Here is a 13,234-nt window from a genome sequence, read left to right on the forward strand (position 1 = left end):
ACGAGCAGGCCGGAATCGGCGGGTGGAGACCAATGGGCGTGCGAACGGCCGGAGTTGGCGGCCTATCCCGTCGTGCCGGGGCCGGTCCTCGGGTCCAGCGCGCTGTCGTAGGGCGCGACCCAGAAGAACTCGCCGGGTTCGTCATAGGCGTAGAGCAGTCCGGTGCTGCCGCCGGCGAGGGCGTCGTTGCCCGTCTGCCGGACCTGGACCGTCGCGGCCGAGCCGTCCGCCGCCCTGACCTCGGCCTGCCCGAACCCCGCGTCCACCCGCCCGGTGCGAATGGTGCAGGTCAGCCCGACGAAGTCCAGGCGGGACGGCCCGTGTTCGTCGGGAAACAGGCGGTGCAGCGGCCGTACGAGCAGCTTGGTCGCCTGCCAGGAGGCGTACCCCGCGCCGATCAGCACGACCGCCCCGACCAGGACGCCGGCCGGGCCCGAAGGGACGAGCAGCACGCTCGCGCAGAAGCTGATCAGCCAGCCGACGGCGACGAACAGCGAGAAGGCGAGGGTCACCGGGACCCCGCCGAGCCACCGGCCGCCGGAGTGCGCACGGAGGTGGAAGTGACCGTGACCGTGGGCGTGCGCGTCGGCCGCGCCGAGCGCGACCAGCAGCCAGTAGAGGACGACCACGACGAGCGCCGCGGTGAGGACGACGGTGGGAAAACCGGTCGCGGCAGCGATGAACGCCCCCATGATCCCGGCCCCCCGTTCTCTTACTCGCCCGACTGTCGACGGGGACGCCCGGATCGCGGTTCTGGTGCCGGAAACCTGCCGGTGTCCGGCACCCGAACCATCCGTGGTGCTCCCCTGGCGCCATGGTGCACGCGGGGTGCACGCCCGCGCATTGCCGGAACCCGGCAGTGTTCATTAGGGTCTTGATGCCGGTGACGCGCTAAGAAAGCGTCACCAGGGCGTCAAGAAAACAGGGGGCGGCGTTGCCGGAGCGCGGAATACCTGAGCAGTATCTGGCGGGGTACGCGCAACTCCTGGCGGAGGTCGCGGTCACCGGACGGCGCCTGACCCGGGCCGAGTTGGAGGCCCGCCGCACCCTGGGCGAGCACGCGGCGGAGGCCGGACACGGACTGCGCGCCCTGGTCAACGCCCATCTCGCCGCCACCCGTACCGCCTGGCCGGAGACTCCCGGGGCCGCCGACTGCACACTCGCCGCGGTGCAGCAGGTCGTCGACGCCTTCGCCGAGGGCTACGAACGCGCCCAGCGGCTCGCCGTACGCCAGGAGGAGGCGGCCCGGCGGGAGTTCATCGACGATCTGCTCTACGGCCGCAGCGACCTGGGCCGACTCGCCGAACGCTCCGAGCGTTTCGGACTGCGGCTGTCCCACACGCACGCCGTCGCCGTGGTCCAGGGGCCGATGCCCTACGACGAGAGCGCGCCGGTGCCGCGTCAGGTGGAGCGCGCGATGATCAGCCGTTTCGGTGACCGCAACATCCTGCTCACCACGAAGGCCGGCCGGATGCTGTGCGTCGCGCCCGGCGACCAGGACGACGTCCTCACCCACTTCGCCAAACAGTCGTACGCGGCGGCGGAGGGCACCCGGGTGGCGATCGGCCGGCCGCAGCCGGGTGCGGGCGGGATCGTCCAGTCGTACGAGGAGGCTCTGAACACCCTCGAACTGGCCGAACGGCTCACCCTGGAGGGCCCGTTGCTGCGCGCCGCCGACCTGCTGGTCTACCCCGTGCTCACCCGCGACCGGCAGGCGATGGCCGACCTGGTGCTCGACGCGCTGGGTCCGCTCACCAAGGCGCGCGGCGGTCCGCGACCGCTGCTGGACACGCTCTCGACCTACTTCGACTGCGGCTGCGTGGCCGCGGAGGCCGCCCGGCGCCTCTCACTGAGCGTGCGCGCCCTGACGTACCGCCTGGAACGCATCCACCAGCTGACCGGCGCGGACCCGGCGGACCCCGGCCAGCGGTACATGCTCCAGACGGCGGTGATCGGCGCCCGCCTGCTGGACTGGCCGGACAAGGAGCTGTGAGACCGAAGAGTGCTGGGCGCGGGAACGCTCCGTGCCACCGGGGGGGGAGGTGAGGCGCGAAAGTGTGACACCCAGCGCTTAAGTGTCACACTTTTTCAGGGATGGTCCCCTCCGGCGGGCGCATAAAAAAGCGACCCCGCGCCCGGATGGTTCGTCGGCGGCGTGGTCGCTTGGGGGTTGCGGAGGAGTGCGGGGGCGGAGGCGTCAGCCCAGGGTGGTACCGATGTACGACGTCGATTCGGGGCCTGAGTCGGACTCGGACTCGACGGACGATGTGGCGGGCGCGGGCGCGGGGGTGGCCGGTGCCGGCGGCGTCTCGTGGCAGGTGAAGCCGAGGCGGGTCAGGGCCCGGGTCACCTCGAAGGCGGTGAAGTCACGGCGGTCCTGCTTGGTGATCACCTCGCCGACCTGCTTGACCGGGTACAGCTTGCGGCTGATGACGGCGCAGGGGCCGCTGACGGGCTGCTCCGGGCGGATGCCCTTGAGCATCTCCTCCACCTCGCTCTTCGTCAGATCGAAGGGGTAACGGGCGATCACGCAGCGCATGGTGCCTCACCAAGGGGTTCGAGCGGGAGGAGAGGGGAGGATTTCTCCTCGGGGAAAACGGGGAAGCCGGAGAACGGCCGAAGAACAGCGGGTGGCCGAAGAACGGCAGATGGAACAGCGGGTAAATGAGCAGATACGAAAAGGGGCCCGCACCCAAGGTGCGGGCCCCTGTTTCGCAGTCTCGCGTGCTTAGGCGGGAACGATGTTCTCCGCCTGCGGGCCCTTCTGGCCCTGCGTGATGTCGAAGGTCACCTTCTGACCTTCCTGCAGCTCGCGGAAGCCCTGGGTGGCGATGTTCGAGTAGTGGGCGAAGACGTCAGCGCCGCCGCCGTCCTGCTCGATGAAGCCGAAACCCTTTTCCGCGTTGAACCACTTCACGGTACCGGTGGCCATGTCTTAACTCCTAGGCAGTGCACGAGATCCGCACTTTACGAATCTCCTCCATCGCCGTGATGATCACCTGCCCGGAGAACCGGTTCAAAATTGGCAACCACAACTGCAACTGAAGTCAGCCTAGCACGGAACCCATTTCAGCGGCGGCGGAAATGGGTTGGAAAAGCGTCGCCCGAAACGGTGAATTTCTGTTTCGCCGACATCAGATTTTCTACCGATGGGACGAACGGCGCAGCTCCTCATTGACGCGCAGCGCCTCGTCCAGCCGGTCCTCCAGGCTGATGATGCGGCAGGCGGCCTCGATGGGCGTCCCCTGGTCGACCAGCTCGCGGGCGCGGGAGGCCGTACGGAGCTGATGGCGCGAGTAGCGGCGGTGACCACCGTCCGACCGCGTCGGCGTGATCAGCCCGGCCTCGCCCAGCGACCGGAGGAATCCGGGCGTGGAGGAGATCAGCTCGGCGGCCCGGCCCATGGTGTAGGCGGGGTAGTCGTCGTCGTCGAGCCGGTCGGCCGCGGGCTGCTGGCTTTCTGCGGGCATGTACACCTTTCCTGCGGACCACCGGAGAGGGACGGCCCGCCGCAGGGGAGCTTGTTACCCCTTACGGGAACTCTAGTCGCACCCGGGGAATCTCTGTCGCGGCGAGCACAGATGTCCTGCCGACCGTGGACGCCGGTTGACGCGCTCAGCGGCCCAGCAGCAGGACGCGGCAGGCCCCGGCGGGCGGTCGCGGATCGCGCGCTTCCGCTACGACGTCCCGCCAGCCCCAGGCCCGGTACGCCGTCAGCGTCTCGGTGTCGGTCGCGGGCAACAGGGTGACGCCGAGGGCCGGCGCGTGGTCGTCGAGCAGCCGGTGTTGCAGGCGCCGGGCGAGATTCCAGTCCCGGTCCTGGTAGTGGGTGCGCACCCGGGGCGGGACGACGATCCCGGACACCGCGAAGAGCCCACCGGTGACCGCGAGACCGCGCACGGTCCGGGGGAGGCGGGTGTCGCACCCCTGCCACCACGGATCGGCGCCGCGCACGGGGAAGCCGTAGGCGAAGGCCGTCAGGGTGGTGTTCTCGGCGATCAGCAGCGTGAACCCGGGCCGTCGGACATCGCCCGCGAGTCGGCGCAGGAACTCGGCGCGGGAGCGGGTCCCGGCGCGGTTGCCGCCTGAGGTCTCCTCGTACAGATCGCCCAGGTCCTCGAACCGGTCCTCGATCTGGCGTCGGCTGAGCGGGCGAAGCCGGTCCCCCTGCCGCGGGGACGGGCCGCGCTCCCGGCCGGGCGACCACGCCCTGTCCCCCTGGGCCGCGTCGGCACCGGAGTGCGCGTCCACACCGCCGCGCCCGACGAGGTCCGCGGTCATCGGCCGACCGGGCACATTCACGGTCATGGGGCGAGCCCTGCCCCGGGTGCGGACACGTCCGCCCCGGCGTCGTCCTTCGCCGAGGACGGCACCGGCGCGATCCGGCACACGAGAAACCCTCGGTCCCTTCACGGTACGCCCGCGGGGTGCGACGGGGCTGATGACCAACCGGGCCCGCCTACGACGTCACTGGTTCCAGCTCTCGTCGTACGGGTCCTTCGGCGTCGGGACCGGCTTGGCCTCGGTGACCTGGAAGTAGGGGATGGGGCGGTTGTTGACGGGGTCCTTGGTCTGCTTGGCGGAGTAGGTGCCGGTGACCAGCAGCCAGGTGTCGGGTTGCAGGACCGGCGGGATCTTGCCGGTCAGGGCGATCTTCACCGGCTGGGCGTCGGCGGCACAGCAGTTGAGGGCCATGCGGACGAGGTAGGGGGCGCCGGACTTGTCGAGGGCCACGAAGCCGGTGACCTTGAGCTGACGGTCGCCGAGGGAGTGCCCGTGGTCGTAGACCGCGCGGGTCGCGTAGTCGACCAGGCCGATGGTGAGCGGGTTGTCGGCGGGGAGCTTGGAGAGGCCGTAGGGCTGCTGGATGGCCGTGCCCGTGCGGACCGCGCTGTAGGAGCCGAGGGCGGGCGGGGCGACCAGGATCAGGGCGAAGAGAGGGAGCAACAGGAGCCAGGAGATACGGGGTTCGCGGTGCACATGACCGCCGTGACCCTCACCGTCCGCCTCCGTGTGCGCCATTGCCACCGCCCGCGCCTTCTCCGCCCGCGCCCGGCGCCACTCGTACCAGGCCGTCGCCAGTGCCGCGACGATGAGTACGACGCCGGAGAGCAGCAGCAGCGGCTGGAGGCCCGCCTTGACGTAGCGCAGGTAGAGGTTGGTCAGGCCCGCGTGCAGCAGGGCCGTGCCGATCAGGAACAGGACCGCCGCCTGTGCCTGCCGGTTCACAGGAGCACCGCCGAGGTGACGACCGCGCCCGCGATGGCGAGGACGAAGGTGGCGGGCGCGAAACGCATCGCGAAGCCGCGCCCGAACGTGCCCGCCTGCATGGCGAACAGCTTCAGGTCGATCATGGGTCCCACCACCAGGAACGCGAGTTTCGCCGTCAGCGAGAACTGGGTCAGCGAGGCGGCCACGAACGCGTCCGCCTCCGAGCAGATCGACAGCAGTACGGCCAGGATCGAGAGGGCGAGGATCGCCACCACCGGGTTGTCGGCCGCCGTACGCAGCCAACTCGCCGGTGCCACCGCCTTGAGCGTCGCCGCGGACATCGCGCCGAGCACCAGGAACCCGCCCGCCTGCATCACGTCGTGCCGCACCGAGCCCCAGAACGCGGCCCCCTTGGTCTCCCCCGCGTGCGGCTCGTGCGCGGGCAGTTTCAGCCAGTCGGTGCGGCCGAGCCGCGTCCACAGCCAGCCCATCACGCACGCCACGAGCAGGCTGCCGGCGAACCGGGCGAGCACCATCTCCGGGTTGCGCGGGAACGCCACGGCCGTCGCCGTCAGCACGATCGGGTTGATCGCCGGGGCGGAGAGCAGGAACGCGATCGCCGCCGCCGGGGTGACGCCCCGGCGCACCAGCGCCCCGGCCACCGGCACGGACGCGCACTCGCAGCCCGGCAGGATCGCGCCCGCCATCCCGGCCACCGGTACGGCCAGCACCGGGTTGCTGGGCAGCGCGCGGGTGAACCACGTGGCCGGCACGAACACCGCGATGGCCGCCGACAGCAGCACGCCCAGCACCAGGAAGGGCAGCGCCTGCACGACCACGGCCACGAACACCGTCATCCAGCTCTGCATCACCGGCGCGGACAGGGCCGTACGGATCGGCGCCTGCGCCAGCACCACCAGGAGCAGCACCATGGTCAGCACGAGCGGCGAGTTGAGCTGCCAGCCGTCCTTGGCCGGTGCGGACGCCGGTGCGGGCGCCGGTGCGGGCGGCTCCGCGGGGGTTTCCGGGGTCGGCGGAGTCTCCGTGGTCGGCGCGGCTGGTTCGGTGGTGATGGCCACGGGTGTGCTACCTCCGGCGGGTGCGGGGTTTCGCGAGTTTTGCTCCCTCTCTCTGCATACGGCAGTCGGGGCACAGGTGTTCAGCGGAATACTGGAACCACCCGCCTCCTTGGGGCAGTCTTTCCCCTCGTGGCGAGCAGCGTTCCTCATCAGACCCCGCCGGGCACCGCTCGGGCACACATGGTGGTGTGCGGCGACGACGCGCTCGCGCACCGGCTCGCGGCCGAACTGCGCACGGTCTACGGCGAACAGATCACCCTCGTCGTACCGCTCTCCGAGGCCAACTCCCGCCCGCCGGTCGTGGGCCGTGCGCGTGCGGCCTCGGTGGCGCTGCGCGACCGGGTCAACGCGGCCGTGGCCAGGGCCAACGGCAACGGCGCCCCGACCGCCCCCGAAACCCCGCGCGGGGAACGGGTGTTGGAGGTCGCCGAGCTGACCGAGGCGGTGTTCGCCGAGGCGGGCGTGGAGCGGGCGACCGCGCTGGCCCTCGTGCACGACGACGACGAGACCAACATCCGTGCCGCCCTCACCGCCCGCCGCCTCAACCCCCGGATCCGGCTCGTGCTCCGCCTCTACAACCGGCGGCTCGGCCAGCACATCGAGGAACTCCTCGACCAGGCGGCCGCGTTGGCGACCGGCGACGGCACCGGCACGGGGTTCGACGCCTCCACCACCGTCCTCTCCGACGCCGACACCGCCGCGCCCGCGCTGGCCGCCACCGCCCTGGCCGGTACCAGCAAGGTCGTCCAGACCGACGGGCTGCTGCTGCGCGCGGTGGAACGGCCGCCGCCCGGGCCCGGCGAGGTCGCCGACCCGGGGCTGGCCACGCTCGCCCTGCTGTCGGCGACCAGCAGCGACCCGGCGGGCGCGGACGGCTCCGAGGGCATGGGCGAACAGGGCCCGCGCCTGCTGCCCGACGCGGCGGCCGTCGCCTCGGCCACCGGGCGCGGGACCGTCGTCCTTGAGCAAGTGTCGTACGCCGGGCCGCAGTTGCCGGGCGGACGCGGGGGCGGTGTCGTGCCGCCCTTCTCCTCCCTCTTCTCGCGGCGGCTCCGCTGGTCGCTGGCGGGCATGGTGGCGTGCGTGATCGCGCTCGCCGTCTCGCTGTGGCTGGTGACCGGTATCCATCCCGTGCGGGCCTTCTATCTGACGCTGCTCGACCTGTTCGCGATCGACGACCCCGCGATCGGGGCACCGCTCGGCCGCCAGATCCTTCAACTCCTCTCCGGTCTCGTCGGGTTGCTGATGCTTCCGGTGCTGCTGGCCGCGGTGCTTGAGGCCCTCGGCACGTTCCGTACGGCGTCCGGGCTGCGCAAGCCGCCGCGCGGACTCGGCGGGCATGTGGTGCTGCTGGGGCTCGGCAAGATCGGCACCCGGGTGCTGACCCGGCTGCGCGAACTCAACATCCCCGTGGTGTGCGTCGAGGCCGACCCCGAGGCGCGCGGTCTCGCGGTCGCCCGCCGACTGCGGGTCCCGGTGATCCTCGGGGACGTCACCCAGGAAGGCGTCCTGGAGTCCGCGAAGATCCACCGCGCCCACGCCCTCCTCGCGGTCACCAGCTCCGACACCACCAACCTCGAAGCCGTGCTCTACGCCCGCTCCGTGCGCCCCGACCTACGGGTCGTACTCCGGCTCTACGACGACGACTTCGCGACCGCCGTGTACCGCACCCTGCGCGCCGCCCACCCCGGCGCCCTCACCCGCAGCCGGAGCGTCTCCCACCTGGCCGCGCCCGCGTTCGCCGGGGCGATGATGGGCCGCCAGATCCTGGGCGCGATCCCCGTCGAACGGCGGGTGCTGCTGTTCGCGGCGATGACCGTGGGCGGACATCCCCAACTGGAGGGCAGGACGATCGCCGAGGCGTTCCGGGCCGGGTCCTGGCGAGTGCTGGCCCTGGACACGGCGAACCGGGACGCGTCGGAGGACGTACGGCGGTCGGGGCTGGTGTGGGATCTGCCCGACACGTATGTCCTGCGGGGCTCGGACCGGGTGGTGCTCGCCGCCACCCGGCGGGGGTTGGCGGAGTTGCTGGGGCGGCGGCCGCGGGACCGGGCCGGGGCGTAGGGAGCAGGGAGCAGGGGTTCCGGACCCCCCGCTCCTCACGCGCCGCCAAGAAGCAACCTGCTGGGAAATGGGGGCTACAAGGGGGCTACTTCCCCAAGTGCCGTGCCGCGAAGTCCAGTTCCAGTCTCACCTGCTTGATCCGCTCGTCCACGACCAGTGACCCGTGTCCCGCGTCGTACCGGTACACCTCGTGGACCGCGCCGCGCTTCTCCAGCCGTTCGACGTAGTTGTCGATCTGCTGGATCGGGCAGCGGGGGTCGTTGACTCCGGCCGAGATGTAGACGGGGGACGTGACCTTGTCGACGTAGGTCAGCGGGGAGGACGCCTCGAAGCGGTCGGGGACCTCTTCGGGGGTGCCGCCCAGCAGGGTGCGGTCCATGGCCTTCAGGGCTTCCATCTCGTCGTGGTACGCCGTGACGTAGTCGGCGACCGGGACCGCCGCGATGCCGAGCGTCCACGCGTCGGGCTGGGTGCCGATGCCGAGGAGGGTGAGGTAGCCGCCCCAGGAACCGCCGGTGAGGATGAGGCGGGCGGGGTCGGCGAGGCCTGAGCTGATCGCCCATTCCCTGACCGCCGCGATGTCCTCCAGCTCGATCAGGCCGACCCGGACCTTCAGCGCGTCCGTCCACGCCCGCCCGTACCCGGTGGAGCCGCGGTAGTTGACCCGCACGACCGCGTATCCGTGGTCGACCCAGGCCGCCGGGCCCGCCGCGAAGGAGTCGCTGTCGTGCCAGGTCGGGCCGCCGTGGATGTCGAAGACCGTGGGCAGCGGGCCCGTCGCGCCCGCCGGCTTCTGGACGAGGGCGTGGATGCGGCCGCCAGGCCCCTCCACCCACACGTCCTCCACCGGCACCGAGCCCGGTGACCTCAGGCCGGGCGGGTCCAGGACGACCTCGCCGGTCGTCGAGCGCACGGCGGACGGCTCGGCGGCCGACGACCACAGGTATTCGACGTTGCCGTCGGGGCGGGCCGTCGCGCCGGAGACCGTACCGGGCGGGGTCGGCACCCTCTCCAGAGCGCCCGAGGCCAGGTCGTAGCGGAACACCTCGCTGCGGGCCTCGAAGCTGTGCGCGATGAGGAGGGCCGAGCCGTCCGGGTACCACTCGGCGCTCACGTCACCGGGCAGGTCGAGGGACAGGTCGGTCTCGCCGCCCTTCACCACGTCCCACACCAGGGGCTCCCAACGGCCGCGCCGCTGATGCCCGATGAGGAGCCGGGTGTCGCCCTCCACGGGTGCGAAGCCGAGGACCTCAAGGCCCAGCTCCTCGGTGCCGCCCTTGGTGTCGTCCAGGTCGGCGACCGCCGTGCCGTCCGGGCGCAGGACGCGCAGCGCCGAGTGCATCGCGTCGCCGTGCTCGGTGTGCTCGATCGCGATCAGCGAACCGTCGTGCGAGAGGTCGCCGACGCCCGCCGACTCGCGGTGGCGGTAGAGCAGCGTGGTCTCTTCGCCGGTGCGGGCGAGGTGGATCGTCGTACCGTCCTCGTCCGTGGAACGGCCGACGACGGCGGTCCTGCCGTCCCGCGCGAGGGCCAGCCCGGCCGGGTAGGACGGTTCGAGGCCGGGGACGGCCGGTTCGTCGGGGCCGCCCTTGAAGGGCTGGCGGCGCCAGACGCCGAACTCGTCGCCGTCCTTGTCGTCGAACCACCAGATCCACTCCCCGTCCGGGGAAAGCACACCGTCCGTCGTGCCGTTCGCCCGGTCCGTGACCTGGCGTTGCCCGCCCGTCGCCCGGTCCCAGGCGTACAGCTCATACGTCCCTGTCGCGTTCGACACGAACAGGGAACGGTCGGGTGCGTCCTCCGCCCAGTCGGGCAGGGACACTCGGGGCGCCCTGAAGCGCTTCTCCCAGTCCGGTGTGTACGCGGACCCGTTGCTCACAGTCATGGCCCCATACTGCCCGCCCTCACAGACATTGCACTGACTGGATCCTCAGCCTGTGGATAACTTCGACCAAGTCCCGGTCGGAGCATTGCCGACGACGGGTGAACCGCCGGGCCGGGCCACGGGCCGACCCCAGGGCCGAGGCCGCCACGACAGCCCCGTACCGTGGAAGGCGTGTACCGGTTTCTGCTGACATCGCGCTGGTGGGGCATCAACGTCTTCGTACTGCTCGCCATCCCCTTCTGCGTCTTCATGGGGTCGTGGCAGCTGAGCCGGTTCCAGGCGCGCGTGGACAGCAGCCACCAGGCCACCAAGCAGGTCCGGACGGACCGCACGGAGGCCGCCCGCCCACTCGCCGAACTGCTCCCCGTCGACCAGGCCACCTCGGGCCGGCAGACCACGGCGACCGGCCGCTACGGCAAGCAACTCCTCGTCCCCGACCGCCAGTTGGACGGGAAGAACGGCTTCTACGTCCTCACCCTGCTGCGCACCGACGACGGCAAGGCGCTGCCCGTGGTACGCGGCTGGCTGCCCGGCACGCCCGACGCGGCGAAGGCACCGGCCGCGCCGACCGGCGAGGTCACCGTCACCGGCTCGCTCCAGGCCTCCGAGACGCCCGGCGACAACGGCGTCAGCGCCCAGGGCGGACTGCCGTCCGGCCAGACCGCGGCGATCAGCGCGGCCTCACTGGTGAACCTGGTGCCCTACCCCGTGTACGACGCGTGGATCACGCTCGACAGGGGCGACTCCGGGATGACGGCCGTACCGGCGACCGCGCCCGCGAACACGGGCCTCGACCTGAAGGCGTTCCAGAACCTGGGCTACACCGGCGAGTGGTTCGTCTTCGCGGGCTTCGTGGTCTTCATGTGGTTCCGGCTGCTGCGCCGCGAGGTGGAGTTCGCGCGGGACGCGGAACTCGGGCTGCTGCCGGAGGACGAGAACGAGAACGAGCAGACGGTCCGCGTCACCGTCTGACGCCCGCCGCCGGGTCCCCCGTGGACCGGTGGCCTTACCGCCGTCCTACGACGCCGACAGCACGCCCGTCCGGTAGATCGTCCCCGCGCACGCGTCCGGTACGACGACCGAGGTCGTCGGTGAGCCCGCCTCCGCGGTGTGGGAGACCTGGACGCTGCCGTCGAGCGTGCCGTCCTCGGGGAGCAGCTGGGTGGACGTGCCGGTGTCACCGGTCGTGGAGCCGCTGGTGGTGCTGGCGTCCTCCGAGGGCGACGGGCTGGGCGTGGTGCCGCCGGTCGTGGTGCCGCCGGTGCTGCCGCTGCTGGTGGGGCAGGTCTCGGAGGGCACCCAGGCGAACTTGACCTGGTAGGCGGAGCCGGGCAGCAGGACCAGTTCGGCGGGCTCCGTCGACGGGTCGGGCAGGCCGGTCGCCGAGTCCCCCGCCGCGTGCCGCGTCACGACGATCTTGGTGCTGTCCGCCGCCCCCAGCGCGGAGAATCCCACGGTGCCGGCGCCGCCGACGGTACAGCTGGTGGCGGAGGTGTTGGTGACGGTGAACGTGCCGTAGACGATGCCCCCCGCGTCGGCGGCGGCCACGGACGAGGTGGCCGAGCCGAGCTGGTCGGCGCCGCAGATGGGCGCGGCCGTCCCGGTGCTGGACGAGGGAGTGGCGCTCAGGGGGTTGGAGCCCTGGTCCTTGCTCCCGCCCTCGTTCTTGTGGCCGCCCGGATTCTGTCCCGACGTCTGCCCGGAGGAGCCGCCGGAGGTGCCGGAACCTCCGTCCGGGTTCTTGCCCTGGCTGGTGCCGCCCTGGGCCTGTGAGCTGTTGCCCGCCATGGACGGGTCGACGGAACCCGTCGAGTTCGAGACGTGCACGAGGGCCGGGATGGCGGTGCCGAAGAAGAGCGCGGCGGCGGCCATGCCGACGACGGCCTGGCGCTTGCGGGCCCGACGCGCGGGCACCGCCTTGCGCAGGTGCTCCAGCGTGCCGTCGCGCGGCTCGACCTCCTGGACCGCCTGGTGCAGCAGCCGACGCAGCGCCAGCTCGTCCGGGGCGAACCCTTCGGTGTCGTGGTCGCGGGGTCCGCCGGGGCCGCCGGGTCCACCGAGTTGCGCGGCGAGGCCCGCGAGCCCCCCGAGTCCTTCGGGGTCGCGCCCCTGAACGGTCTCGGGGTTCTTCCCCTCGGAGGCTCCTCCGGAGTTCCCGTCGAGGCTCGGCCCGTTGGGGCTCGGCCCGGTGAGGCTCTGTTCGTCGGGGCCGTGGTTCACAATTCCGTTCCCAGCGTGCGATTCGTTCGGTTCTTCCTTGCGCGCCCAGGTCGGACCGCGCCGGACTTCCGGCTCACGCCTGACTTCCGGCTCACGCCCCGCACGCGCGCCGTTTCCGTCGACGTTGTCGCTCATGCCGATGCCTCCATCGCGATCCGGAGGGCGGCGATACCGCGGGAGCCGTACGCCTTCACCGAGCCCAGCGATATGCCGAGCGACTCGGCGACCTGCGCCTCGGTCATGTCCGCGAAGTAGCGCAGGACCAGGACCTCGCGCTGGCGGCGCTGTAGCCCCTTCATCGCCTTGATGAGGGAGTCGCGCTCCAACTGGTCGTAGGCGCCCTCCTCCGCGCTGGCCATGTCCGGCATCGGCTTCGAGAGGAGCTTGAGGCCGAGGATGCGGCGGCGCAGGGCCGAGCGGGAGAGGTTGACGACGGTCTGGCGCAGATACGCCAGGGTCTTCTCGGGGTCACGGACACGTTTGCGCGCCGAGTGGACCCGGATGAACGCCTCCTGGACGACGTCCTCGCAGGAGGCGGTGTCGTCGAGGAGGAGCGCGGCCAGGCCGAGCAGCGAGCGGTAGTGCGCCCGGTAGGTCTCGGTGAGGTGGTCGACGGTCGTTCCGGCCGCGACGGTGTCGTCGACACCTTCGCGCTGGTTCGGGATGCGGGCGGGCCGCGCTGCGGGCATCGGCGCGATCACCGGCATGCCGCCGGGCGCACGGGATCCACGCGGAGGCCGTAGGGCCGTGCCGCGTGCCGCAGTGAAGTCGAGTA

The 13,234-nt window shown here is 71.7% G+C and carries 13 protein-coding genes; 3 read left to right on the top strand and 10 right to left on the bottom strand.

Annotation, left to right across the window (positions count from 1 at the left end; translation table 11 throughout):
- Window positions 1-62 precede the first annotated feature (62 nt).
- Entirely contained in the window at window positions 63-692 is a 630-nt protein-coding gene (locus ACWIHT_RS25820) for a hypothetical protein (RefSeq protein WP_456170619.1), read from the bottom strand.
- A gap of 242 nt (window positions 693-934) precedes the next feature.
- Here ACWIHT_RS25820 and ACWIHT_RS25825 point away from each other — a divergent pair, with 242 nt between their 5' ends.
- A complete protein-coding gene (locus tag ACWIHT_RS25825; RefSeq protein WP_456170621.1) occupies window positions 935-1,993 on the top strand; it encodes a PucR family transcriptional regulator in 1,059 nt (352 codons plus the stop codon).
- A 204-nt stretch (window positions 1,994-2,197) separates the two neighbouring features.
- On the opposite strand, the gene ACWIHT_RS25830 is transcribed toward ACWIHT_RS25825, so the two are convergent.
- The 6 genes from ACWIHT_RS25830 to ACWIHT_RS25855 form a co-directional block, all read right to left on the bottom strand.
- Window positions 2,198-2,539, bottom strand: a complete 342-nt coding sequence (locus tag ACWIHT_RS25830; protein WP_456170622.1) for an SCO5918 family protein — start codon at window positions 2,537-2,539, stop codon at window positions 2,198-2,200.
- A gap of 189 nt (window positions 2,540-2,728) precedes the next feature.
- Window positions 2,729-2,932 (bottom strand): cold-shock protein, encoded by a 204-nt coding sequence (locus ACWIHT_RS25835; RefSeq protein WP_019063123.1) that lies wholly within the window; start codon window positions 2,930-2,932, stop codon window positions 2,729-2,731.
- A gap of 211 nt (window positions 2,933-3,143) precedes the next feature.
- Window positions 3,144-3,470 (bottom strand): MerR family transcriptional regulator, encoded by a 327-nt coding sequence (locus tag ACWIHT_RS25840; RefSeq protein ID WP_381245279.1) that lies wholly within the window; start codon window positions 3,468-3,470, stop codon window positions 3,144-3,146.
- Window positions 3,471-3,615: 145 nt separating this feature from the next.
- Window positions 3,616-4,308, bottom strand: coding sequence for a hypothetical protein (locus tag ACWIHT_RS25845; protein WP_456170623.1), 693 nt, complete (start codon window positions 4,306-4,308; stop codon window positions 3,616-3,618).
- Between the two features lie 159 nt (window positions 4,309-4,467).
- On the bottom strand, window positions 4,468-5,229 hold the full coding sequence (locus tag ACWIHT_RS25850) for a TIGR03943 family putative permease subunit (protein WP_456170625.1): 762 nt from the start codon (window positions 5,227-5,229) through the stop codon (window positions 4,468-4,470).
- Window positions 5,226-6,290 carry a permease gene (locus ACWIHT_RS25855; protein WP_456170626.1) on the bottom strand — a complete coding sequence of 355 codons (1,065 nt, stop codon included), beginning with the start codon at window positions 6,288-6,290 and terminating at the stop codon, window positions 5,226-5,228. Before ACWIHT_RS25855 ends, ACWIHT_RS25850 begins: the two co-directional genes overlap by 4 nt.
- Before the next feature lie 180 nt (window positions 6,291-6,470).
- Here ACWIHT_RS25855 and ACWIHT_RS25860 point away from each other — a divergent pair, with 180 nt between their 5' ends.
- Window positions 6,471-8,354: an NAD-binding protein gene (locus ACWIHT_RS25860; protein ID WP_456170736.1), complete on the top strand. Its 1,884-nt coding sequence runs from the start codon at window positions 6,471-6,473 to the stop codon at window positions 8,352-8,354.
- Between the two features lie 85 nt (window positions 8,355-8,439).
- Here ACWIHT_RS25860 and ACWIHT_RS25865 read toward each other — a convergent pair whose 3' ends face one another.
- The gene (locus ACWIHT_RS25865; RefSeq protein WP_456170627.1) at window positions 8,440-10,239 is read right to left on the bottom strand and encodes a prolyl oligopeptidase family serine peptidase; all 1,800 of its coding nucleotides are present in this window, start codon (window positions 10,237-10,239) and stop codon (window positions 8,440-8,442) included.
- Window positions 10,240-10,410: 171 nt separating this feature from the next.
- Here ACWIHT_RS25865 and ACWIHT_RS25870 point away from each other — a divergent pair, with 171 nt between their 5' ends.
- Window positions 10,411-11,211 carry an SURF1 family protein gene (locus ACWIHT_RS25870; RefSeq protein WP_456170629.1) on the top strand — a complete coding sequence of 267 codons (801 nt, stop codon included), beginning with the start codon at window positions 10,411-10,413 and terminating at the stop codon, window positions 11,209-11,211.
- A gap of 45 nt (window positions 11,212-11,256) precedes the next feature.
- On the opposite strand, the gene ACWIHT_RS25875 is transcribed toward ACWIHT_RS25870, so the two are convergent.
- Both ACWIHT_RS25875 and ACWIHT_RS25880 read right to left on the bottom strand, forming a co-directional pair.
- Complete coding sequence (locus ACWIHT_RS25875; protein WP_456170630.1) at window positions 11,257-12,459, bottom strand: hypothetical protein; 1,203 nt, start codon at window positions 12,457-12,459, stop codon at window positions 11,257-11,259.
- 131 nt (window positions 12,460-12,590) lie between these two features.
- Window positions 12,591-13,166, bottom strand: a complete 576-nt coding sequence (locus tag ACWIHT_RS25880) for a SigE family RNA polymerase sigma factor (protein ID WP_381245540.1) — start codon at window positions 13,164-13,166, stop codon at window positions 12,591-12,593.
- Window positions 13,167-13,234: the final 68 nt, after the last annotated feature.

The organism is Streptomyces sp. NPDC002276 (assembly GCF_053891435.1).